General features: G+C 66.7%; 26 protein-coding genes and 1 pseudogene. 15 read left to right on the top strand and 12 right to left on the bottom strand.

Annotated elements, in window-relative coordinates:
• On the top strand, positions 1 to 294 hold a 294-nt coding region (locus GEV28_RS14345; RefSeq protein WP_291412552.1), incomplete at its 5' end, for a hypothetical protein.
• Positions 295 to 298: 4 nt separating this feature from the next.
• Here the strand turns inward: GEV28_RS14345 and GEV28_RS14340 are convergent.
• From GEV28_RS14340 to GEV28_RS14305, 8 genes are all read right to left on the bottom strand, one after another.
• Positions 299 to 1,105, bottom strand: a complete 807-nt coding sequence (locus GEV28_RS14340) for an RNA methyltransferase (RefSeq protein WP_291412551.1) — start codon at positions 1,103 to 1,105, stop codon at positions 299 to 301.
• 374 nt (positions 1,106 to 1,479) lie between these two features.
• Entirely contained in the window at positions 1,480 to 2,811 is a 1,332-nt protein-coding gene (locus tag GEV28_RS14335; protein WP_291412550.1) for a recombinase family protein, read from the bottom strand.
• Positions 2,812 to 2,950: 139 nt separating this feature from the next.
• Positions 2,951 to 3,565: a PIN domain-containing protein gene (locus tag GEV28_RS14330; RefSeq protein WP_291412549.1), complete on the bottom strand. Its 615-nt coding sequence runs from the start codon at positions 3,563 to 3,565 to the stop codon at positions 2,951 to 2,953.
• Positions 3,562 to 4,344 (bottom strand): ImmA/IrrE family metallo-endopeptidase, encoded by a 783-nt coding sequence (locus GEV28_RS14325; RefSeq protein ID WP_291412547.1) that lies wholly within the window; start codon positions 4,342 to 4,344, stop codon positions 3,562 to 3,564. Before GEV28_RS14325 ends, GEV28_RS14330 begins: the two co-directional genes overlap by 4 nt.
• Before the next feature lie 99 nt (positions 4,345 to 4,443).
• Positions 4,444 to 4,779, bottom strand: a complete 336-nt coding sequence (locus tag GEV28_RS14320; RefSeq protein ID WP_291412545.1) for a helix-turn-helix transcriptional regulator — start codon at positions 4,777 to 4,779, stop codon at positions 4,444 to 4,446.
• A 235-nt stretch (positions 4,780 to 5,014) separates the two neighbouring features.
• Positions 5,015 to 5,452 carry a DUF6527 family protein gene (locus GEV28_RS14315; protein WP_291412543.1) on the bottom strand — a complete coding sequence of 146 codons (438 nt, stop codon included), beginning with the start codon at positions 5,450 to 5,452 and terminating at the stop codon, positions 5,015 to 5,017.
• A complete protein-coding gene (locus tag GEV28_RS14310; protein WP_367115103.1) occupies positions 5,449 to 6,633 on the bottom strand; it encodes a ThiF family adenylyltransferase in 1,185 nt (394 codons plus the stop codon). Before GEV28_RS14310 ends, GEV28_RS14315 begins: the two co-directional genes overlap by 4 nt.
• A complete protein-coding gene (locus GEV28_RS14305) occupies positions 6,608 to 6,889 on the bottom strand; it encodes a multiubiquitin domain-containing protein (RefSeq protein WP_291412539.1) in 282 nt (93 codons plus the stop codon). Before GEV28_RS14305 ends, GEV28_RS14310 begins: the two co-directional genes overlap by 26 nt.
• 129 nt (positions 6,890 to 7,018) lie before the next feature.
• On the opposite strand from GEV28_RS14305, the gene GEV28_RS14300 reads away from it, so the two are divergent.
• Positions 7,019 to 7,399 carry a helix-turn-helix transcriptional regulator gene (locus tag GEV28_RS14300; protein ID WP_291412537.1) on the top strand — a complete coding sequence of 127 codons (381 nt, stop codon included), beginning with the start codon at positions 7,019 to 7,021 and terminating at the stop codon, positions 7,397 to 7,399.
• A 4-nt stretch (positions 7,400 to 7,403) separates the two neighbouring features.
• Entirely contained in the window at positions 7,404 to 8,144 is a 741-nt protein-coding gene (locus GEV28_RS14295) for an ImmA/IrrE family metallo-endopeptidase (protein WP_291412535.1), read from the top strand.
• Between the two features lie 235 nt (positions 8,145 to 8,379).
• Here GEV28_RS14295 and GEV28_RS14290 read toward each other — a convergent pair whose 3' ends face one another.
• The 3 genes and pseudogenes from GEV28_RS14290 to GEV28_RS14280 form a co-directional block, all read right to left on the bottom strand.
• On the bottom strand, positions 8,380 to 8,832 hold the full coding sequence (locus GEV28_RS14290; protein ID WP_291412534.1) for a helix-turn-helix domain-containing protein: 453 nt from the start codon (positions 8,830 to 8,832) through the stop codon (positions 8,380 to 8,382).
• A gap of 170 nt (positions 8,833 to 9,002) precedes the next feature.
• Positions 9,003 to 9,146: pseudogene (locus tag GEV28_RS14285) on the bottom strand (type II toxin-antitoxin system HicA family toxin); the annotation flags it as partial.
• 54 nt (positions 9,147 to 9,200) lie between these two features.
• Entirely contained in the window at positions 9,201 to 9,596 is a 396-nt protein-coding gene (locus tag GEV28_RS14280) for a YbaB/EbfC family nucleoid-associated protein (RefSeq protein WP_291412532.1), read from the bottom strand.
• A gap of 108 nt (positions 9,597 to 9,704) precedes the next feature.
• On the opposite strand from GEV28_RS14280, the gene GEV28_RS14275 reads away from it, so the two are divergent.
• The 3 genes from GEV28_RS14275 to GEV28_RS14265 are packed head-to-tail and all read left to right on the top strand — an operon-like array spanning position 9,705 to position 12,168.
• On the top strand, positions 9,705 to 10,016 hold the full coding sequence (locus tag GEV28_RS14275) for a type VII secretion target (protein ID WP_291412530.1): 312 nt from the start codon (positions 9,705 to 9,707) through the stop codon (positions 10,014 to 10,016).
• Positions 10,017 to 10,018: 2 nt separating this feature from the next.
• Positions 10,019 to 11,302 carry a C2 family cysteine protease gene (locus tag GEV28_RS14270; RefSeq protein ID WP_291412528.1) on the top strand — a complete coding sequence of 428 codons (1,284 nt, stop codon included), beginning with the start codon at positions 10,019 to 10,021 and terminating at the stop codon, positions 11,300 to 11,302.
• 17 nt (positions 11,303 to 11,319) lie between these two features.
• Complete coding sequence (locus GEV28_RS14265; protein ID WP_291412526.1) at positions 11,320 to 12,168, top strand: hypothetical protein; 849 nt, start codon at positions 11,320 to 11,322, stop codon at positions 12,166 to 12,168.
• Positions 12,169 to 12,834: 666 nt separating this feature from the next.
• Here the strand turns inward: GEV28_RS14265 and GEV28_RS14260 are convergent.
• The gene (locus GEV28_RS14260) at positions 12,835 to 13,260 is read right to left on the bottom strand and encodes a MerR family transcriptional regulator (RefSeq protein ID WP_291412524.1); all 426 of its coding nucleotides are present in this window, start codon (positions 13,258 to 13,260) and stop codon (positions 12,835 to 12,837) included.
• 28 nt (positions 13,261 to 13,288) lie between these two features.
• Here GEV28_RS14260 and GEV28_RS14255 point away from each other — a divergent pair, with 28 nt between their 5' ends.
• From GEV28_RS14255 to hppD, 9 genes are all read left to right on the top strand, one after another.
• Positions 13,289 to 14,011, top strand: a complete 723-nt coding sequence (locus tag GEV28_RS14255; RefSeq protein WP_291412522.1) for a methyltransferase domain-containing protein — start codon at positions 13,289 to 13,291, stop codon at positions 14,009 to 14,011.
• 167 nt (positions 14,012 to 14,178) lie between these two features.
• Positions 14,179 to 16,176 (top strand): aminodeoxychorismate synthase component I, encoded by a 1,998-nt coding sequence (gene pabB / locus GEV28_RS14250; RefSeq protein ID WP_291412520.1) that lies wholly within the window; start codon positions 14,179 to 14,181, stop codon positions 16,174 to 16,176.
• The gene (locus GEV28_RS14245; protein WP_291412517.1) at positions 16,163 to 17,197 is read left to right on the top strand and encodes a nitronate monooxygenase; all 1,035 of its coding nucleotides are present in this window, start codon (positions 16,163 to 16,165) and stop codon (positions 17,195 to 17,197) included. Before pabB ends, GEV28_RS14245 begins: the two co-directional genes overlap by 14 nt.
• A 37-nt stretch (positions 17,198 to 17,234) precedes the next feature.
• Positions 17,235 to 17,663, top strand: a complete 429-nt coding sequence (locus GEV28_RS14240; protein ID WP_291412554.1) for a VOC family protein — start codon at positions 17,235 to 17,237, stop codon at positions 17,661 to 17,663.
• Positions 17,664 to 17,795: 132 nt separating this feature from the next.
• Positions 17,796 to 17,969 (top strand): hypothetical protein, encoded by a 174-nt coding sequence (locus tag GEV28_RS14235; RefSeq protein ID WP_291412515.1) that lies wholly within the window; start codon positions 17,796 to 17,798, stop codon positions 17,967 to 17,969.
• Positions 17,970 to 19,243: 1,274 nt separating this feature from the next.
• The gene (locus GEV28_RS14230) at positions 19,244 to 19,531 is read left to right on the top strand and encodes a hypothetical protein (protein WP_291412513.1); all 288 of its coding nucleotides are present in this window, start codon (positions 19,244 to 19,246) and stop codon (positions 19,529 to 19,531) included.
• 25 nt (positions 19,532 to 19,556) lie between these two features.
• Positions 19,557 to 19,829 carry an acyl carrier protein gene (locus tag GEV28_RS14225; RefSeq protein WP_291412511.1) on the top strand — a complete coding sequence of 91 codons (273 nt, stop codon included), beginning with the start codon at positions 19,557 to 19,559 and terminating at the stop codon, positions 19,827 to 19,829.
• A complete protein-coding gene (locus GEV28_RS14220; RefSeq protein ID WP_291412509.1) occupies positions 19,826 to 20,068 on the top strand; it encodes a phosphopantetheine-binding protein in 243 nt (80 codons plus the stop codon). The genes GEV28_RS14225 and GEV28_RS14220 overlap by 4 nt, the downstream gene beginning before the upstream one ends.
• A 167-nt stretch (positions 20,069 to 20,235) precedes the next feature.
• A complete protein-coding gene (gene hppD, locus GEV28_RS14215) occupies positions 20,236 to 21,303 on the top strand; it encodes a 4-hydroxyphenylpyruvate dioxygenase (RefSeq protein ID WP_291412507.1) in 1,068 nt (355 codons plus the stop codon).

Genomic DNA, 21,303 nt, shown 5'->3' with positions numbered 1-21,303 from the left:
GACGGCAGATTGGCGTTGTGTGACGCGATGACCGATCCGAGAGGTTCTACCGACGACCTGCTCGGCGACGTGGGCCGCCTGCGGGAGATCTTCGCTGACATCGACGGACACAACCCGTTCCAAGATCACCAGTGCGGCAACTGTCCCAACGTCGGCATCTGCGGCGGCAAGCTGTACTGCAAGGAAGATCCCTGCGACTTCCTGCCGTTCGACATGGACGAGTTCCTGCGGTTCTTCGCCGAGACCTACCCCACGGTGCCGCAGCGGTTCGACCTGGGCTCGCCTGTCGGCTGAGTTTCTACCAACCGTCCTTGTGTGCGCGGGCCTCGTAGAGCAGCACGGAGGCCGACACTGACACGTTGAGGCTGTCGGCATAGCCGAGCATCGGCACGCCGACGCGGCTGAAGCCGTGCTGATACCACGGCTTGGTGATGCCGTACCGTTCACTGCCCACGACCAGCGCGGTACGCCCGGAGTAGTCCAGGGCGCGGTAATTCACGCTCTCGTCGGTGTCGGCGAGATAGACCGTGAACCGGCGGGATTTCAGCCAGCCGATCGCGGCGCTAGTCTCCTCGAACTCGATGTGCGGCACCCGCACCGACATGCCCTGGCTGCCGCGCAGCACCTTCGGGTGCGACATGCGGGTGCGTCGGTTGGTCATGATCAGCAGGTCGGCGCGGCAGGCGTCTAGCGTGCGGATCAGTGTGCCCAGGTTGCCAGGGATCTCCACCCCATCGGTGACCAGCACCAGCGCCGAGGTCGGTAGCTCGATCTCGTCCGGCTGCCAGGTCGGCATCTCGACCGTGGCCAGGAGCCCATCGGGGTTGCCGCGCTCGGCCATGCGCGTCATTGTCTTCGCCGAGACCTCGAACGTGCGCCGCGCGCGTTCGGACAGCTCGTGCCCGCGCTTCTTGGCCTCGTCAGAGTGCACCAGTTCGGGGCACCAGTAGAACGTGTCCACCCGCAGGTCGGTGTCCAGCGCGACCCGCGCGGCCCACAGCCCCTCCGCGACGAACAGCCCGAAGCGGTTCGGGGCGGTGTTGTTCTGGATAGCCAGAACATCCTTCACCGCCGGATGGCTGATGCCGATCTGCTGAAACTCCATACGTAAGCCGCTCGCTCCGGTCGGGGGTCGACGGGCAGATCGCCCGCCGCCCCCATGTTAACCGGGCCAAGGTGCGCGTCTTGGCTGGCCAGCTCCACGTGCCCCACTGGACGACCAACGGACGCGCTCTCCGGGCTACGACCGCGTGCGTACCGGCCGGATGGAGACCTCCGGCCCGTCTACCAGCACTTTCTGGTTCTTATGGATTAACGTTAGGTCCACCGAGGATTCGAGTTTTACGTTCTGACATGCGGTTTTGTACGCAGAGTAACCCTCTCGCTCGAACATGAGCGAGAGGGTTTTCGCTGTTCAGGGCCTGTTTTCGTGTTTTAGTCCCGCAACGGTGTGAGCCTGTTGGGCTCGTGTTGTTCAAGTCAGGGCGTCGTCGGCCACAGTTCGTGGTTGGTGATGCGGTCGTCGGCGAGGTAGAGCTGGCGGAAGAGCGCGTGGTTGAGTAGCTGGCGCTGGTCGTCGGTGCAGCCCCGGTAGACCTGGACCGGGTCACGAGTCCAACCAGCGGTGTCGGCCGCGGTCAGTCTCGCCAGAGCGTCGGTGATCCGCTGTTGGCTTACGGTCACGTAGTAGCGCTCGACAGCGTGTTCGGCGACAGAGACGTTCGCGTATGGGGCTGGGCAGGTGCCTTGCTGTCGGTTGCGGCAGAAGAAGTAGGTGTATGCGTCGCGGCGGCGGGTGACAGTGTGCTGGATGATCAGCCGTCCGCTGTTGCCTGCCTGGTGGCAGCGTCCGCAGTACAGGATGCCTTTGAGGTAGTGGTGGTGTACCCGCCGCCGCTCTCCGGAGGTGGTGCGAGCGTCGAGGACGGCTTGGACGCCGTCGAACAGGTGCGGGTCGACGAGCGGTTCGTGTCGGCCAGGGAACTCTTCGTCCCGGTAGGTGACGTAGCCGAGGTAGTAGCGGTCGCGCAGCATCCGGGCCAGTTTGCTGATTGACACCCGCTGTGCCGGGTTCCGGGTGGTCGGACGGGTGCGTAGACCTCGCTGGTAGAGCTGCTCGGAAAGTTGGTTGAGGGTGAGATTGTCGGCGGCTACAAGTTCGAAACCGAGCCGGACCAGAGGCCCGCGCTCGGGGTCGACGACGATCGTGCGGATGTCACGGCCGTCGTTGCGGTCGATGTGGTTGAGGTAGCCGAGTCGGGCGCGGCCGATGGTGCCGCCGTTGCGGGCCTTCTGTCCCATCTTGTAGGCGATGTCGGCACCGGATTCTCGGGACTGGTATTCGTTGAAGGTCGCGAGGATGCCGTGCATGAGTTGGCCGACCGGGGTGTCGTCGACCGACTCGGTGGCGGAGATCAACGTGACGCTCTGCCTACGTAGATCCGTCATGACGATCGCGTCGTCGATCCGGTTCCGGGCTAACCGAGAAAGCTTGTAGACGATCACATGGGCGATGTCGTCGGTGTCGCGGATGCGGGCGAGCATCCGCTGGAACGCGGCACGCTTGGACATCTCCAGTGCCGACCGGCCTGGTTCGACGTACTCGTCCACAATCGTCAGGCCGAGTTGCTCAGCCTTGCGTTGGCAGGCCGTGCGTTGCGCAGGAATCGAGATCCCTTCCTGGTCGTGATCCCGCTCGACCTGCCGTGTCGACGAGACCCGGAGATAGATCACTGCCTGGCCGTCCGGAGGCGCTCCGCCGAGCAACCGGTCGTTGGCAGCGGGATATGAGGACGCACCGATATTGTTCATGGCGGCGAGTCGAGCAACGCTGAGCGTCGACCGCGACTCCACACGTCCGTTGAACGGCCAGGTTCACGTCATTGGGTCAACGCGGCGATGGTGAACCGGCTTTCGACGCGTGCCGTCATCAGGGGCATGCCGCAACGTGTCAGGACCAGTGGACAGATGCCAGGAGGTTGGTGATCTCGATCGGCGGTAGGCCGTCATCGAGACCGCGCAGCCGGTCGTAGATGCTGCGCATCGTGGCCTTGTCTGGAATGTGCTGTCCGCCTGCCGCGCGCTCCAGGATTGTCAGCGTGCTCACTAGTCTGATCGACCCCACAGCGTGACCGCTGGTCCGGAGCCGTCTGAGTCGGTTGATCTCCGAGGTGGCGATCCGTGCTCCTGACCCGTCATCGATGAGCACGGTCACCGTCTCGCCCGATTCGGCAGCGACGACCGCGTGCGCGATGACCATCGTCTCGCCCAGATCTTTCGGGTGTTTCAGCCTTTCTTCCATGGGTAGTTGGGTGATCCGGTGGACGACCGCTGCGAGTTCGGGTGTCTGGTCATCGGAGAGTATCTGTACCCACTTGGGTGTCAGCTTTTGCCAGACCGCTGCGGCGGAGCGGAAGCGCCCATCCTGTCGGGCCTTGCGGAGCACCTCGTCTTGCACGGTCTCCGGGGTGCTGAGCGGACCCAGGACCTCGATGAGGAGGCGCTCTTTGTTGATAGAGAGGAAATTCAGGCCGGGGCCGGCGTCGATGATCGGCCGGTGGCTCATCCCGAGTCGCTCTCTACCGCCATAACCTGGCCGTTGTCATCTGGCGCGTTGAGATCCTCTTCTAGAGCCGCCAGATCTACGTAGACGTCGGGCAGTTCGGCGGGGGCCGCCCACGCGATTGCCGCCTCTGCGGGCACAACACCTGCCTCACGCAGGTCCGCCTCGGCGGCCTCTAGTGTAATGCCGCGCAAGGTGGCGATGGCTTGCGCAGGCAGCACCGCCTCCGCGTAGCCCTTGATCGCGCGAGCGAGCAACTGTTGTGGTGCCCTCCGCTGATCGGAGTCGGCCTGCAATGCGCGGTACTGATCGCTCCATCCGAACCGGACAGCCAGTTGTGGCGCGGTAAGCGCCATCCAATCCTGCTTTGTGTCGTCATCGATGTAATTGGCTTGGTGCAGCGCGATGGCAGCAATCTGGGGTGATACCAGGAATCGCTGAACGACCGCAGAGAGGGTGGGTTGGGTCGCGAACTCTCGATCTCCGAGGAACTCGCGCAAGCCCTCGACCGGTACGAGCAGGTGCCGCGCGAAGGCATCAGCTCGAATCTCCGCGGGGCTGCGTTCGCTCAAGTTGCTCGTACCGTCGTCTGTCCAGTCCTCGAACAGCACGTGGCCAAGTTCGTGGGCAAGCGTGCTGCGTTGTCGCATCGGGTTCGGGGTGCGCGCGACGCCGATGAACACGGCGCCGCGCGCAGGGTCCCGCATCGTCAGGCCGTGTTCATCCGGGCCGACGTCGAGTACGGCCACGTCGATCCGGGTCGTCTGCTCGATGACCGCCACAAGGTCACCTAACGGCTGCAAGCCCAGGTGGTGCTCTTGGCGGAACCGCGCGGCGGCGGTACGACCTTCAGTCTCAGCGCTCAAGATCATCTATCCACATCAGACCGTGGCGGGGATGGCCTGGTCGTCCAGGTAGTTGTCCAGTTCCAGGAAGTGCAGCAGCGCTTCACGCATGCGGTCCATATCGGAGTCGTTGGTGGCGCGGGCCGCGCACTGCACTCGGTCGGCCACCGTCCCAGCTTCGGTGAGTTGGGCGACCGTATGTCCAGTTGCCCACGCGATCGCTACCACCTCCGGCATCTTCGCCGCTCTATCCCCGGAGATGATCCGCGACAAGGTGGGCTGCGAGATGCCGGTCGCGTCCGCAAGGGCGCGCTGACTGAGGCCCGCAGCAATGCGGGCGCGCTCAAGGCGCACACCGACACCCGTTGTCATCGTAGCCACCCTTCACAGGACTGAATCATGATCGGTTGATATGATTCAGTGTAGCTGGGTGCTGCACATAACGCCAGCGCGAGCAGTCTGGGCTCAGTCCTCCGGTCCACGTCGGCGGGGCGATCGACGACATCTGAGCTTGCGGCAGCCAGCCAACGGCCTTGCCCTCGAACCCGGCGGCCCACCGGTGCTTCGAGTAGCCACTTGGCGGCCCGAACGGCGCAACTGGGCACGGTTAACTTCGAGACCGTCGCCGAAGCCACGCAAGGGGGCGGCGCCGATCTCCGTTCGTGGTTTCCGCGGCTTCTGGTTCATGTTCGACAGCCTCGCGGCTGGCGAAGTACCGCTCCCGCTCCCGATTGTCGCGTGCCTGGCCAGCCGCGATCCGCTCGTCGGTCCAGTCACTGGACCATCGCACCTGGTTCGACCTGATCCAGTAGTGCGATCGACAGGGGAAGTCCCAGTTACCGATTGATGGGGTCAGCGACACGGTCTCGCCGTCGTAGAACAGCTGCCAGTCGGCCGGACCGATTGGTGTGATGACCTTGTTGCCGCACCCACAGACGCACTGGTGCACGGCGGTGCGGTACGTGATCGAGATGTAGAGCACCGCCTCGGCGAGCTTGCCGGGGATGTACTCCACGAACTCGTGGGTGATCGAAGTGCGCCTCATGGTGTTTGGTCGTCATTCAGCAACTGGTTGCCGCCGATGGTGTAGGTCGTGAACATCTCGTGCTCCTGATCGAGGTAGAAGCCGTACAGCTTCTTCCACTTGATCACGGCCAGGACTGCGTTGAGCATGTTCAGATCAGCGGTCTGGATGTTGCGGTCGTACTCGTCGTCTTCCTCGTCGCCGAACGGTATCCGCTGGTGGTCCCACACATGGGTGCGGTGGTCGGGTGTGCTCGCTGTGACCCGCAGAATGCCCCCGAGTGACTCGCCGACCCGGTAGACGCCCATGCCCGCGTCGATGAACGGGATCCCGAATTCCTCCAACTTCGTCACGATGAACTTCTTGGCAGGGCCGGAGTCCATGGCCAAGAAGACGAAGGTCATCGCTCGCAGCTCATCGATGTTCGACCCGACGACATGGACCGGGTGCGGAACGATGCCCCGTCGCATCACCTCGTACATCCGCTGGTAGTGCTCCACCTTGGTCGGCACGGCGTCGAGTTCCTCGACCGAGGCCGCGCCCGGTGCCCGGAACGCATTGTGGGCGTACAGGATGTCGCGGTCGTAGACGTGGATCTCGTGGATCGGCGTCTTGACGATCAAGTCCAGGATGAACGAGCCCGTCCCACCAAGGCCGACAAGGGCGACCTTGGGCAGGGCCAACTTGTCGGTGATCGAGCTGATCCTGGCGCGGCTGGACGCTGAGTCCAGGTAGCGGAACACCGAGTCCTGCTCGGCCACCTGCACGACGGGAAAGGTCCGAGCTGTCGCCGCGGGATCGATGACCTGCGCCGGCCCGGACACCATATTCACGTACGAAGCGATCTTGGCGTGGTAGTCGGCGTAGTAGCCCACAGGCGGCTTGCTCGAGAACGTGCAATCTGCGACAAGACCCTCGGCGACGCGGATCGCGCCGGTGCTGTTGATGATCTTTGTCAGTGGCGAGCCGTGCTGGTCGCACGGAATCCCTCCAGCGAACGAGACAACATGATCACTAGGTCTGATCGTGCTCGAGCCGCTCGTGGATAGCTCGGAGATGATCACGCCATACGCGACCTCCCGCGTGGACGTCACGTACGGCACATGCTTGACCAGCAGATAGTTCGACCGGATTTCGAGGTCGAAACCCTCGTCGCGCAAGCGCGCGAGATCCGAACTATGACTTACCAGTGGGTGTGACATCGAAAATCGTTCCCTGCTTCTTGACTTCAACGACGCCACCCTCGACCAGGATGCCCTCGTGCTTCGGACCCTTCGCCTTGCGGTAGGTCACCGTGAACGTGGTGTCCGGGGACGGCCACACCGGGAAGGCGATGGCGACCACCTCGGTCCACGACACCTCTTCGTGAGGGATCACGGCCAACTCGCCGTTGACGACGATGGCGAACCCCGTCTTGTCCGCCGTGCCCTCGATCTCGACGCTCGCTGCTTCGTTCATCTCGGCCTCCTATGTGGCCTGCGGCTACGCCGCGTTCGCTTGCCCGCGTGTTCGCGAACATGCGTACAGAGTAGCACCGTGGCGCGGATGGGTCTTTCGACACGCCGACATGTACGCTCGTGAGCGGACATGCCAAACACACCCTCACGCCCAACACTCGGCCAGCGAATACGGGACGCCCGTGTGGCTGCTGGGCTGTCCCTGCGCGAGCTTGCTCGCCGCATCGAGCGCGCGCCGTCGTACTTGAACGACATTGAGCACGACCGACGCGTTCCATCCGAAGCCGTCGTGATGCAGCTCGCCTCCGAACTCGACCTCGATTCCGATCTCCTGCTCGCTGCGGCCGGTCGGGTCGGCGAAGGCGCGGAGCGCTACATGAAGTCAAACCCCACGGCCGGGGTGCTGTTCCGCCGAGTCTCCGGCGCCGGCCTTGGCGAGCAGGACTTGAAGCACCTGCTCGAGCAAGCCGAGAAGATCATCGACAAGCGCGACCAGGGCACAGGCGAGTAACGGCATGCAGTGGTACCAGGGGCCTGAAGGCGATCAACGAATCTGGTACGAGCCGGACGAGATTGAGCGCATCGCGGAGGATGAACTCCGTCGCGCCAGTCTAATGCCGTCGCTCGCCGAACCGGTCACGGACCTCGAGCGTTTCATCGAGGGTCATCTTAAGGCCGAACTCGATCAGTACGCCGAATTGCCTGACGACGTTCTGGGGCTCACGCAGTTTCAAGCGGGTCGACGGCCAGTGGTCTCCATCAACAGCAAGCTGACCGAGTCGGCCGAAGCGGACGTTACGAATCTCGGCGCCGTCGGTCGTTGGCGCGCCACTATGGCTCACGAAGCTACGCATATTCTGCTGCATCGGTATCTATTCGATCCCGAAATGGCTCAACTCGCTGGCGCTCAGGTTGGTTCCAACGCACCCGGCGAGCGCGCAGGCTTGATGCGCTGCCTACATCGCGACGTCGTGCCCGTGAGCACGCAGGACGCCAGCCAGGCCCGACGGCGACGAGACTGGCGTGAGATTCAGGCCAATCGCGGCATGGCCGCGCTTCTGATGCCAGACCGTCCATTCAAACGTCTCGCGTTTCAACAAATGACCAACCTCGGTTTGACCACCGTCTCAGCTGGCACCGCAGCCGCGGATACGCTCATGGCAGCAATGGCCGAAATCTTCAACGTCTCAAAACAAGCGGCCATGATTCGGCTCGAAACCCTGCAAGTCTGCTCACCCAGTAGCGGCGAGAAATAGCGACTGGCCGTCCACGGCAACATCAGCACCGAGTGCGGCAGCTCGGTCTGGGGCTCTCGACTGTTGCCCCAGCGGGACCTGTGTGGAGGTGGTCAACGAGGGCCTCCGAGGTCCCACCCTTTAGCGGCTATTTGTCAGCGTGTCGGCGTGAACACGCGACCAGCGACTCCGAGAAGCGCGTTGGCGCAAGACCGGTAACCCGCTGGTTCTGACATGGCGGCAGCGAGTGGTCCCTTCAAGGTCGTGGTTGTCCGTGTGCGTCGCGGGTGGGGATGCCGCGTTCCCGCAGTTTGGTCAGCACGGTGGTGTGGTCGACGCCCAGGTGTTGGCCGACTCGCGCCAGTGACCATCCGAGGTTGTAGAGGTGGATGGCGTCGTCGACCTGCTTGGGGGAGAGTCCGCGACGGCGCATCGGTACGTCGTGTCGTTTGAGGATGTTGCTGACTGTCCGCCGTTCGATGCCGAACCGGGCACCCAGCTCGTACACCGTCGCTCCGGCCTGGTAGCCGACGATGAGTTCCTGGACCTGCTCGGCGTCGAGTTGCCGTGCCCGTCGGAGTTTGAGTTTGGGTCGGTCGACGGGCGGTGAAGCCGGTGCAGTGGGGTCGGGTAGCTGCTGAAGCAGAGTCTCCAGGGCTTCTACCTGGGGTTTTGTGTTGTAGTAAGCTCCCCCAAGCTCCACACCCACAACAGCAGGTCACGGCCCACTCACGTGCATCAGTGAGTGGGCCGTGACTTTCGATGTCCGATTTTGGGAGCGGGATGGGAGCATGCTCCCGGATCAGGCGGTCTGGCGCTCGCGTAGAAGCGCGTCCAGGGCAGGCGCAGCGGAGCGCGGCGAGATGCGCAGTCGTTCGGTCAGGGACTGTTCCCACAGTTGGGGGTCAGTGGGGCAGGTCCTGGGACCTCGGCTGTGGTGAGTCCAGCCTGGCGGATGATGGATGCGAGGGTGCCGCGCTTGATGGTGCCGTGTTGGGGTACGACGGTGACGCGGCCGTTCGGGTGGCGGTAGACCGTTCATGATCAACCGGTGGTCGCACCCGCCTTCACCGACCCCTACCAGCCACGATCACTTTTGTAGACGGAGTCGATGAAGTCCGCGTCGCCATCTTCGTCGTCCGGATCGGTAGTTGGGCGGGGCGGCGGTGCGGGACTGGCTTGGGTGTCGCGCAGGTTGTCGAGTGCGACGGCCACGCGGGGGTCGGAGCGGAAGGTGTCGAGCCTCTCCGTGATCACCGCTTCGGCCTTGCTCTGGGCTTGTCGCTGAGTAGTGAGGATCATGGCGGCGAGGTCGTCTGGCCTCATCTTCATCGCGGCGGGAGAAAGCTGGAGGGCGACTTGCCGTTTCGCGCTCGCCTCGGCGCGGACGGTGCCGTCGGCCGACTCGGCCGAGCGCGACGCGGTGAGGGCCGCCTGGATGTCGGCCAGACTCGAGTGGATGGCATCAGACACACGGTCAGCATAGCGGCCGTTCTTGGCCGTTTTCACCAGCTTGGTTGGTTGTTCGCGATAGCCTTGGCGGCAATGTGAGTCGGTCGACGAGCAAGGCTTGGAGAGGCGATGCCGAACGCTTTTCAGGTGGAGTCTGGTCAATTGCGGAGCGCGGCCGCGTCGGTCGAAGGTTGCTGTCGACAGCTTGGGTCTGGGCGGAAGTCGGACGCAGCCGGAGGGGTGAGTTCCGGCATGGCCGGGTTCGCGGTGGTTCGTGCCTGCGAGTCAGCGAGCGAAGCGTCGGGTGAGGCGTTCTCGGGAGTCGCCAAGTCGTGGCGGGCGTGGTCGGACGCCGCGGCCGGCGGAGCCGCGCGGTACGAGCAGGTCGACGCGAGCAACGAGTCCGTGATACGCGGCGCCGGCTCGAACGTGGTGGTGTGACGATGACGATCGGCAAGACGCAGGCGTTGGAAGGCGATGTGGGTGCGCTGCGGGCTCAGGCTGAGGAGTTCCGCGCCAACGGCAAGCTGCTGCAGGAGGGGAACCGGATCGCGGCCCGGGTGCTGGGCGACCTGTCGACCAGTTGGTTCGGCGACGCCGCAACGGCAGCTGCTGAGTCCATGGGTCGGGCCGAGCAGCAGGTCCGCACGATCTCCGACGCGCATTCGGACGCCGCCGACGCCGCCGACGCGGGCGCGGACGGCATTGAGGGATATCAATTGCTCGCGCGCAAGGGCATCATGCAGGCGGAGTCAGAAGACTTCACGGTGACCGAAGACGGCTCGGTGACCGCCCCGTCGGCGTTGCTGTACGTCCGAGGCGACGCCGACGCTGAGCAGGTGGTGGCGGCGCAACATGCCCTGGACGAGAAGGCGCGCCAGTACGAGGCGTCGATCAAGCAGAACCTCGCCGGCATGGCGGCAGAGGACGCCGAGGCCGCCGCAGCGATCAGCAACGCCTTTGAGGGTCTGTCCGAAGGCGACCTGAACCCGGAGGGCCCGCCATCCGATCACGGTACCGAGGACCGCTCGGATGACCCGCTCTATCCCAACGGGGAGCCGAGAATTGAGGACATCGATCAGGGCGACTTCGGCGACTGCTGGTTGTTGGCGGCGCTGGGCTCAACGGCACTTACCGACCCTGAGAAGATCAAGGACCTCATCACCGACAACGGCGATGGCACCTACAGCGTCCACTTCCAGGATGGCGACGTCACGGTCAGCGACGATGCGCTGCTGGACCAGGGCGCGGACCAGGGCAAGTGGGTGGCAGTCATCGAAACGGCGTACGCCGAGCGCGAAGGCGGCACCTACGACGAGATCGAGGGTGGGTACGCCGATCATGCGTACGAGGACCTCTTCGGCGCCGACACCGGGAACTTCGACCCCGACTCCAGCAATGACTTGTTCTTCGGGGACAACAAGTCACCGGGTGACTCGTACGACGAGATGAAAGAAGCTCTCGACGACGGGCGACCGGTCACCGCGAGCGTGAACGGGAGGATCGGTATCGACGGGGGACACGCGCTGATCGTGACCAACGTGTACGAGCGCGACGGCGTGCAATATGTCGAGATGATGAATCCGCACGCCTCGAACAGCTCCGACATCATCAACGGAGTCGAGGAGGCCGGTGGGGAGGCATATCCCGACGGAAGGATCGTCATGAGCGTCGACGACTTCTCTGAGGAGTTTTACAAGGTTCGCTACGTGAAGGACTGGGATTAGTGAAGCGGGCAGGGGCCGTGATCGCGATCCTGGTGGCGATGGCGGCCGGTTCCTGTTCAGCAGATCAGAAGGAGCAGCCGATGCGGCCCGAAACCACTACCGATGAGCGGCCGGGCCACGGCCGCGACGAGGCGACTGACCCGGCCGAACCAATCAAGGAGCTGGTTGCGGACGCCGATCTGATTGTGACGGGCTCGGTCATCGACGTTGAACCGTCCATCAACGCCACCAACGCGCAAACGTTCGACCCGCAGACCGCGACGATCGAGGTCGAGTCCACCCTGAAGGGCGACGTCGAGCCGGGAAAGCTCGCGATCACCAAGCCGGAGTCTCCCTATTTTCTCGCCGAGGCCTCGGATGCGCCGAGCGACCGGAAGGCCCGATCCGGTGGCATCTTCGTCCTGAGGGATACCGGTGACACACCAACGCTCCTCGGCCACGTCGGAGTCCATGACCATGAGTTCGCGCCGCAGTGGTTCGACCGTGTTCTCGCCGGCCTTCCGGCCAAACTTCCGCCGCCGACCAACGATCAACTATCAGAGTGGGTGGCCAGGTCAGACGTGATCGTGTTTGCCGCCGCGACTGGCGACGCGGGCCGTGTCGAGATGCGCACGCCACGGCTCGACTGGGCCGAGGCCGGAACGCTGGAGCCGATCGAGGTGCTCAAGGGCGATCTGGCTGGCCTCATCGAGGTGGCTCGGGGACCGCAGCCATCGCTGCCCGGCGGCACGTGGGCCTTCCCGGTCCAGAAGGAACGGACTGGGGTGTTCTTCCTCGATATGTCGAGCGAACCGCCGACGGTCATCAACACGGCTGCGCCCTGGGATGTGTTCGCCCACCAGGTCCGACAGCTCCTACGAGGCTGAGGTCCGTCGGCTCTGCCGACGTCTATCCGGCCAGCATTGGGCTCCGGGCGTGGAAGAGGTGGAAGATCTCGTCGGTCCAGCGCTCTTGATCGTCCATCAGCCGCCCAGATGAAGCGCGAGATTGAGCACGTTACCCGAACAGGAATGTCAGGCCGACAACGATGCCATGATGACAGTGACGGACTGGACGACCGCAGCCTGGTTGGCGGGCGGATGAGTGGCTGGGGCTTGGCGCGGGTCATCGAGCACCGCCAGCTGCGACGCGCGGACGTCCGTGAGTATCGCGCATCGTCACTCCGCGTTCGAGGAGGCGTTTGCGCACCGTGTCCGCGGCGACGTCCATCCGCTCGCCGATGCCGTTGCACGACAAGGCGGACGTGTTCGCCCGGAATGGGTGGCCTGGTGGTGGGCACAAACCAACCAACCCAACGGGCCGTATGGGCCTTGCGGGCCGTTCTCAGCCTCGACCCACCAGGCCCGGAACACGGCCAGCTCTACACCGCGCCCCCCGTTCTGCCAGGTGCCCACCGCTCAACGCCGCCCCGTCACCATCCGACCCACATAATCGGGCTACGGTTCCTGCCGGCGGCGTTGCCGGTCCGCCCGAGTACAACCCGGTACGAGGACGAACCGGCGCCTTGCCAGCAGAAACCTGGACTCGCCGACTCAAGCAACAGACTCCCGGCGGGGGACACTGACAGATCCGACCATCTCCTCCAGCTGGGCCTGGTAACGCGGGCAGGTCGCGAAGTCCTCGTGGGTGCACGAGATCGCGCCTTCCAGCAGTGCCATCGCCGCCTGGAGGTTCGCCATCCGGGACCGGAGCTCCGCGTGGTGGCGGTGCAGCACCCGCTGGCGCTCGGGAGGACTCCCGGCGGTCAGCATCTCCCGGATGTCCGACAGCGGGAAGCCCGCCTGTTTCGCGCGGAGGATCGACGCCACCCGGTACAGGTCGTCGCGGGTGTAGCGGCGGCGGGCGCCGGCGACGCGGGCCGGGGACAGCAGGCCCTCGGACTCCCAGTGGCGCAGGACGCGGGTCGGCAGGTCGAAGTGGGCCGCCACCTGGCCGATCGTCAGCGGGCTTGACTTCATGTCAACATTAAGTCGCACCATGGCCGGTATGTCCACCTTGCTGAACATGCTCGATGCCCTTGACTCGCTGCCCGGATCCGTCGAGCTCCGGGCGCGCTCCTACGAGCTCCTGGGCCCGGTCGAGGGCCGAACCGTCGTCGACGTCGGCTGCGGCGGCGGGCGCGCCGTCCACGAGCTGGGCGCGCGAGGCGCCCGCGCGATCGGGGTCGACCTCGACCCGGACATGATCGCCGCCGCGAGGACGCGCTGGGACGCCGAGCTCCACGTCGCAAGCGCCTATGAGCTGCCGCTCGGCACCGGGGAGGCGCACGGCTACCGGGCCGACAAGGTCCTCCACGCACTCGACGACCCGCCGAGGGCCCTCCGCGAGGCGCGCAGGGTGCTGGGCGACGGAGGCCGGATCGTCCTCCTCGGCCAGGACTGGGACGTCATCGTCATCGACTCCGACGACCCCGAGACCACCCGGCGGCTCGTCCGCGCCAAGGCCGACACGATCGCCGTGCCGCAGGCCGCGCGGAAATACCGCAACCTCCTGCTCGACGCCGGCTTCACCGACCCGACGGTCGAGGTGTACACCGGCGTGTTCACCGACGACTCCATGCTGCCGATGCTCGCCATGATCGCCGCCGGGCACGAGGAGTGGCTCGCCGAGCAGGTCGAGCGGGCCCGCACCGGGCGCCTGTTCATGGCCGTACCGATGTTCCTCGTCGCCGCGCGTCGTTCGCGTCGAGCACCGGTCGAGCCGCGTTGACCAGGTGAACTCCGTTCCACACCATGGGAAGCGCGCCCAGACCCCTGGCCGGCAGCGGCGCGTTGGCCCTCGCTGCCGGCCAGTCCCCACCACCCGCGTGACTCAGCGCTCCTTGCGCCGTCCGGGCCCATCGGTCAGGCTCGGGCGGTTCCTTCGCGAGGTGGCGGATGCGCACGCTGATCATCGACAACTATGACTCGTTCACCTATAACCTGGTCCACCACGTCGGCTCGGTCACCGGCGTGGCGCCCGCGGTCATCCGCAACGACGAGCCCGGCTGGACGGTGGGTGAGCTCGACCGGTTCGACAACGTCATCATCTCGCCGGGCCCCGGCCGCCCCGAACGGGTGCGGGACTTCGGCGTCTGCGCCGAGGTGATCCGCGCCGCCGGCATCCCGCTGCTCGGCGTCTGCCTCGGCCACCAGGGCATCTGCCACGTGCACGGCGGCGCGGTCGGGCAGGCCCAGGAGGTCCGGCACGGCCAGGTCTCGCCCGTGCACCACCGCCAGCAGGACATCCTCGCCGGCCTGCCGTCGCCGTTCGACGCCGTGCGCTACCACTCGCTCGCCGTCACCCGGCTGCCCGCGGACCTCGAGCCGATCGCGACCACCGCGGACGGCGTGCTCATGGCCGTACGGCACCGGCACCGCCCGCAGTGGGGCGTCCAGTTCCACCCCGAGTCGATCCGCACCGAGCACGGCCACCGGCTGCTCGCGAACTTCCTCGGTGCGCCCCGCCGGGAGCGGCCGGTCGTGCGTGCCCGCACGAAGCCGGCGGCCACGATGCTGCACCGGCGGATCGCGCTGGACGTACCGGCAGAGGCCGTGTTCGACGGCCTCTACAAGGACTCGGCCCACGCGTTCTGGCTGGACAGTGCGAACGGGGAGCGGTTCTCCTTCCTCGGCGATGCCGCCGGTCCGCTCGCCAGGGTGGTCACCGCGGACGTCGCGGCGAGGACGGTCACCGTCCGCTCGGCGGCCGGCGGCCGGACCACCATCGGGTCCTTTGTGGACTGGCTCGCGCGGGACCTGGCCGCGCACCGCGTCGCCGCCCCGGACCTGCCGTTCGACTTCGCGCTCGGCTGGGTCGGCTACCTCGGCTACGAGCTGAAGGCCGAGTGCGGCGGCGCGCACGTGCACCGGTCCGGCCAGCCCGACGCGGCCATGATCTTCGCCGACCGGGCCGTCGCGATCGACCACCACGACCGCGCGGTCCACCTGCTCGCGCTCGACCATCCGGGCAACGTCGCGTGGCTCGACGAGACCGAGACGACGCTCAACGCCGTGCGCCCGCAGCACGCCGAGCCGTTCGACGCCGAGCTCGGCCCGCTCCGCGCGCGCCACGAACCCGACGCGTACCGGCGGCTGATCGCCGAGTGCCAGCGCGAGATCACCGCGGGCGAGACCTACGAGGTCTGCCTCACCAACCAGCTCACCGCGCACGGCAAGCTCGACCCTTGGCCCGCCTACCGGGCGCTGCGCCGCACCAACCAGGAGCCGTTCTGCGCGCTCCTGCGACTCGGCGACCTCAGCGTGCTCAGCGCCTCGCCGGAACGGTTCCTGCGCGTGTCCGCCGACGGGACCGCGGAGTCCCGGCCCATCAAGGGCACCCGGCCGCGCGGCGCGACCCCGGCCGAGGACGCGGCCCTGCGCGAGGAGCTGGCCGCGAGCGTCAAGGACCGTGCCGAGAACCTCATGATCGTCGACCTGGTGCGCAACGACCTCGGCTCGGTCGCCGAGCTGGGCTCGGTGAGGGTGGCCGAGCTGTTCGCCGTCGAGACCTTTGCCACCGTGCACCAGATGGTGTCCACGATCCGCGCGCGGCTGCGGCCCGACGCGACGGCGGTGGACTGCGTGCGAGCCGCGTTCCCCGGGGGCTCGATGACCGGCGCGCCCAAGATCCGTACGATGTCGATCATCGACAGGCTGGAGGACGGCCCGCGTGGGGTCTACTCCGGTGCGCTCGGTTACTTCTCGCTGAACGGAAGCGCGGACCTCAGCATCGTGATCCGCACTCTCGTGGTCGAGCCGGACCGGGTGTCCTACGGTGTCGGCGGTGCGATCATCGCACTGTCCGAACCGGACGCCGAGCTCGCGGAGACCGCGGTCAAGGCGATCCCGCTGCTTCGCCTGCTGGACCAGGAGTTCCCCGATGTTCCTCGATGAGCTGCGCCACCCGATCGTCCAGGCGCCGATGGCCGGCGGCGTGTCCACGCCCGCGCTCGCGGCCGCCGTGTCGAACGCGGGCGGGCTCGGCTTCCTGGCCGCCGGCTACCTGACCGCGGACGCGGTGCGCGAGCAGATCCAGGCGACCCGCGAGCTGACCGACGGGCCGTTCGGGATCAACATCTTCGTGCCCGACACGTCCCGAGTGGACGGACCGGCGCTCGCCAGGTACCGGGACCGGCTGGCCGCGGAGGCGCGGCGCTACCGGGTCGGCCTGGGCGACGCGTTCGACGACGACGACGGCTGGGCGGGCAAGCTCGCGGTGGTGCGCGAGGAGCGGGTGCCGGTGGTCAGCTTCACCTTCGGCTGCCCGGATCCCGGCGTGCTGGTCGAGCTGAAGGACGCGGGCAGCTCGGTCGTGGTGACCGTGACCTCGGCCGACGAGGCGGTCGAGGCCGTGGCGGCCGGCGCGGACGCGCTGTGCGTGCAGGGCGCGGAGGCCGGCGCGCACCGCGGCACCTTCCACAATGTCGATCCGATCGACGACACCGGCCTGCTCCCGTTGCTGCGCAAGGTGTCCACCGCGGTCGACCTGCCGCTGATCGCCGCGGGCGGGCTGTCCGCGGGCGCCGACGTGGCGGCCGTGCTGGTCGCCGGCGCGCGCGCCGCGCAGCTGGGCACGATGTTCCTGCTGTGCCCGGAGGCCGGCACCACCATGCAGCACCGGGCGGCGCTGCGGCGCGCCGGGCGTACCGCGGTGACCAGGGCGTTCACCGGTCGTCCGGCCCGCGGGCTGGTCAACCGGTTCCTGACCGAGCACTCGGCGGCGGCGCCGGCCGCGTACCCGCACGTGCACCACCTGACCCGGCCGCTGCGTGGGGCGGGCGACCCGGAGGCGATGTCGCTGTGGGCGGGGCAGGCGCACGAGCTCGCCCGCGAGGTGCCGGCCGGGTCGCTGGTCGTGACGCTCGCCGCGGACGCCCGGCGGGCGATCGACGAGGCCGCGCGCCGATTCTCCTGAGCTGTCGGTGGCCGGCGGTACTGTCCGCGTCGTGACTATGTGGGGTCTGACCGTCGACTGCGCGCGTCCGGGTGAGCTGGCCACGTTCTGGGCGCTGGCGCTGGGGTATGTGGAGCCGCCGCCACCGGAGGGTTTCGCGACCTGGCGCGAGTGGTTGGTCGCCCATGACGTGCCGGAGCAGGAGTGGGGCGACGGCGCGTATCTCGAGGACCCGGCCGGCGTGGGGCCGACGCTCTCGTTCATGCGGGTTCCGGAGTCCAAGGTGGTCAAGAACCGCTTGCACATCGACGTCAAGGTGGGTGGCGGCCGGCGGACGCCGTGGGAGCAGCGGTGGCCGCGGGTGCTCGAGATGGTCGAGCGGCTCACCGCGGCGGGGGCCGCGTTCATCGAGGAGCACTCGATGGACGGGCGCGGTGACCACGTCGTGATGGCGGATCCGGAGGGCAATGAGTTCTGCGTCGTCTGACGGCTGATCGACCCGGCACTTCCGGCGGAACTCGCCTAGGACCCCGGTGGGTGCGTCGCTATGTGATCAAGAAGTCCGCACGGACCTCCGCTGAGCCGGGAGGGTGTATCGCTTGCTCCGCGACGGGTCGACGTGGCCGGCGGCACCGAGATCACGTGGACGGTCAGCTTCGGACCGAAGTACTACGGCTACGAGATGACCGTGCTCGTTGAGCTGACCGTGCGGCCCGGCAGTGGGCACTTCCCCTGGCTCGACGATCCGAGGTGGCTCGAGCGGACCGTCACCGCGTTCCTGGACGCACGCTGACGGGTTCACCCTGACGGTCCAATCCGCGTCCTGTGCGGAGGCCACGTGCGGGCGCACTGACCGTGTTCACCGGCCGTTCCGCAGCAGGTCCTCAATGGTGTCCAGGACATGTCCCGTAATTGGCCGAAACGTCGCGGAAGCGGTGATCCCGATGTTCCGGATGAACGAAATGCTCCTCCGGTCCGGTTTTTCCGTCTGTTCAAGACTCGGTGAAGCTGTGACAGCAGGGCCGCCGAAGATCGGCAGACGTAAACCAGTGGCCGGTCACGGCCTCGTCGGCCGTGCCGGCCACGCCCAGCGACGCCTACCGCATGGCAGGGCCGGCGGCGCAGCCGGCCGGATAAAGGCGCGAAATCTCGGTCACGCGTTATGTAATTCTTCCCGTAAATACCGAGAACCGGGCGCCCAGAAATCCGCGATAATTGGTCCAGTCGCCGTCACTGCGTGTGATGAAGGGCCGGACAAAGTCGCGATCCGCGGGTCGGCGTTCTTCATCCGTATGGCCGAACGGCGGATGCGTCGCTAACCCGTACGCGCGCCCGTTCGGTGGGCACCATCCGGCGAATGCGATGACCCATCGGGGCGAATTGTCCGATCTGCACGGTCCGTGCCGGACCCGCGAGCGGTCCTCGGCCTCGCGCGCGCGGCGGCGCTTGTCGGAGCAGGTCGCCATAGTCCTTTGTTGCCAGGCGATTCGTCCGCCCGGCCGTATCACGACCGGCGCGGTCACCTGCGGTGACTGACGTTGCGTTATCAAACAAGTACGTAAAGCTTTATTGAGTCTTCTGCTTCTCAGGGCGTGGGAATTGACGTACAGTCCACCGCTGTCGGGTTGAGAGGCATAGCAGCCCGGTACGTCACAGCCCCTGTTTGGGGCTGATTTAGGCTGCAAATTTTGTGAGGGCCTACGGTGCTCGCGGGAATGAAGGCGGAGTCCGCTTCCGAGGTCGGGCCGGAATGGGTGGACGACGTCCTGCTGGCCGGTCCGGACAAAAACGTCCCATTGCACCTGTCGACTGGTCCGATCGCCCAGTCGGTACTGCGCCAACTGGTCGCAGAGCGCCGCGAGGCGCTGGCCGCGGCCGGCTTGCGGCAGGGCGGTTGCGTCGCGCCGCGGCTGCCGCCCTCGCTGGCCTACGTTGCCAATCTCCTTGCGGTGTGGCGGATCGGGGCGCAGGCGGTGTTGATCGATCACCGGCTGACCCAGTACGAGCTCGACCAGGCGGTGCGGCGCCTCGGCGGCCAACTCCCAGGTGTCGGTCGGCGGACTCAAGGTGGACCTCACCGAGGTCGAGCACGCGCTGACCGAGGTCTCCGGTGTAGTCGGCGCGGTCGTCTTGTACGACAACGAGATCACCGCGTACGTCCAGCTGGAGGACACCGCCACCGGCCCGGGAGTCGAGGCGGCACTGGCCGAGCGAGTGGCCGGGTACAAGCGCCCGCGCACGATGCACGTACCGGCGGCGTTGCCCCGCATCACGACGGGCAAGCTCGTCCGTGATCGCGCGGTGCTTGCGCGCCGCGGTCTTCCGTGCCAGGCCGAAGAAACCGAGCGTGCGTGAGCCGCACACAGAGAGAAGGTAGGCAATGCAGGCTGCGGAGATCCGTGCGTTCGTCCTCGAGACCTTGGCGGAGATGAACTACGACACCGAGGGTATCGAGGACGACAGCACGCTCGGCCCGGCCGGAGTGGACCTGGAGTCCTTGGCGCTCGCCGAGCTCGCGGTCCGGGTCGAGGACAGGTTCGGCGTGCGGTTCGCGGAGGAGGAGTCCGAGGAGCTCGCGCTGATGACCGTCGGCGAGTTCACCCGGACGGTCGCCGAGCGCGTCGGCAATGTGGCCAGCGCGGGGCAGGCGTGAGCGAGCCGGCCCTGGACCGCAAGGACGTCGTGGCGATGGTCGCCAGCTTCGGCGACAGGCCGGTGGACGAGGTGGGCGAGCGGATCGACTCGATCCAGCTCGCCTGGCTCGTGCACCAGGTGGAACAGCGCTACGGCGTGCAGATAGAGCTCGATGATGCCCAGTTCGGCCGCATGAGCACGATCACGGGCGCCGTCGACGTGTTACGCGAGAAGGTCATGGTGGTCGAGGATGCGTGACCCTGCCGGACGCGGGCTCGCTGGGCGACGAGCTCGCGTCGGTGGTGCGCGAGGCGTGCGAGGAAAGCGGACTTCGCGCTTTCGAACTCCTTCGGTTTCGGTGGGCAGAACGTCAGTGTGGTCCTCGGTGACGCGAGCACCGTGAACAAGCGGAACGGTCAGGACAGATGAAGGTTTCAGGGATCGATCACATCGAGTTGTACGTGGGTGACGCACGACAGGCGGCGTTCTACTACTGCACGGCGTTCGGCTTCCGGGTCCATGGGCAGGGCGGACCGGAGACCGGCCTCAAGGGGCAGCGTTCGCTGCTGGTGTGCCAGGGCGAGGTCCGGATGGTGCTGACCTCGGCGCTGGTCCGGGACCACCCGGCTGCCGAGTTCGTCAGCCGGCACGGTGACGGTGTCGCGGTGATCGCGATGGAGGTTGACGGGGTCGAGGCGACCTATGCGGCGCTCGTCGAGCGTGGCGCGGCCCCGGTGTCGGCGCCTGCCAAGTACGCCGTGGCGGACGCGGCGGTGACGACCGCGGAGGTCGGTGGGTTCGGCGACGTGGTGCACCGGCTGGTGCAGCGCGACGGGCCGCGGGCGGAGTTCCTCCCGGGCGTGTTCACGATGTCCGAGGTGGACACGGCGGCCGAGGGTCGGCTGTTGGGCTTGATCGACCACTTTGCGGTGTGTGTGCCGAGCCAGACGCTGGACGCGACTGTCAGGTACTACGAGGACGTCTTCGGTTTCGAGGAGATCTTCCAGGAGTACATCCAGGTCGGCGAGCAGGGCATGTTCTCCAAGGTCGTGCAGAGCGCCTCGAAGCTGGTGACGTTCACCCTCCTCGAGCCGGACACCGCGCGCCAGGCGGGGCAGCTCGACGACTTCCTGCGCTGGCATGGCGGGGCGGGCGTGCAGCATGTCGCGTTCACCGCCGAGGACATCGTCGCCGCGGTGCGGGCGCTGGGGGAGCGGGGGGTGAAGTTCGCGAAGACGCCGGGCACCTACTACGAGGCGCTGCGTGAGCGGATGAGCGACCTGGTGGTGCCGGTGTCGGATCTGCGGGGCGTGGGTGTGCTCGTGGACCGCGACCACTGGGGGCACCTGTTGCAGATTTTCACCGAGTCGATGCATGTGCGCCGCACACTGTTCCTGGAGGTCATCGAGCGCCGGGGTGCGCTGACGTTCGGCAGCGGCAATATCAAGGCGTTGTACGAGGCCAAGAACCGCGAGCTCACGGGAGTTGCCTGA

This window comes from Actinophytocola sp., assembly GCF_009379765.1.
In the GTDB taxonomy this organism is placed as follows: domain Bacteria; phylum Actinomycetota; class Actinomycetes; order Mycobacteriales; family Pseudonocardiaceae; genus Actinophytocola.
The sequence above is the reverse complement of the archived record's forward strand: the minus strand, read 5'-3'. Positions and strand labels throughout refer to the sequence as shown.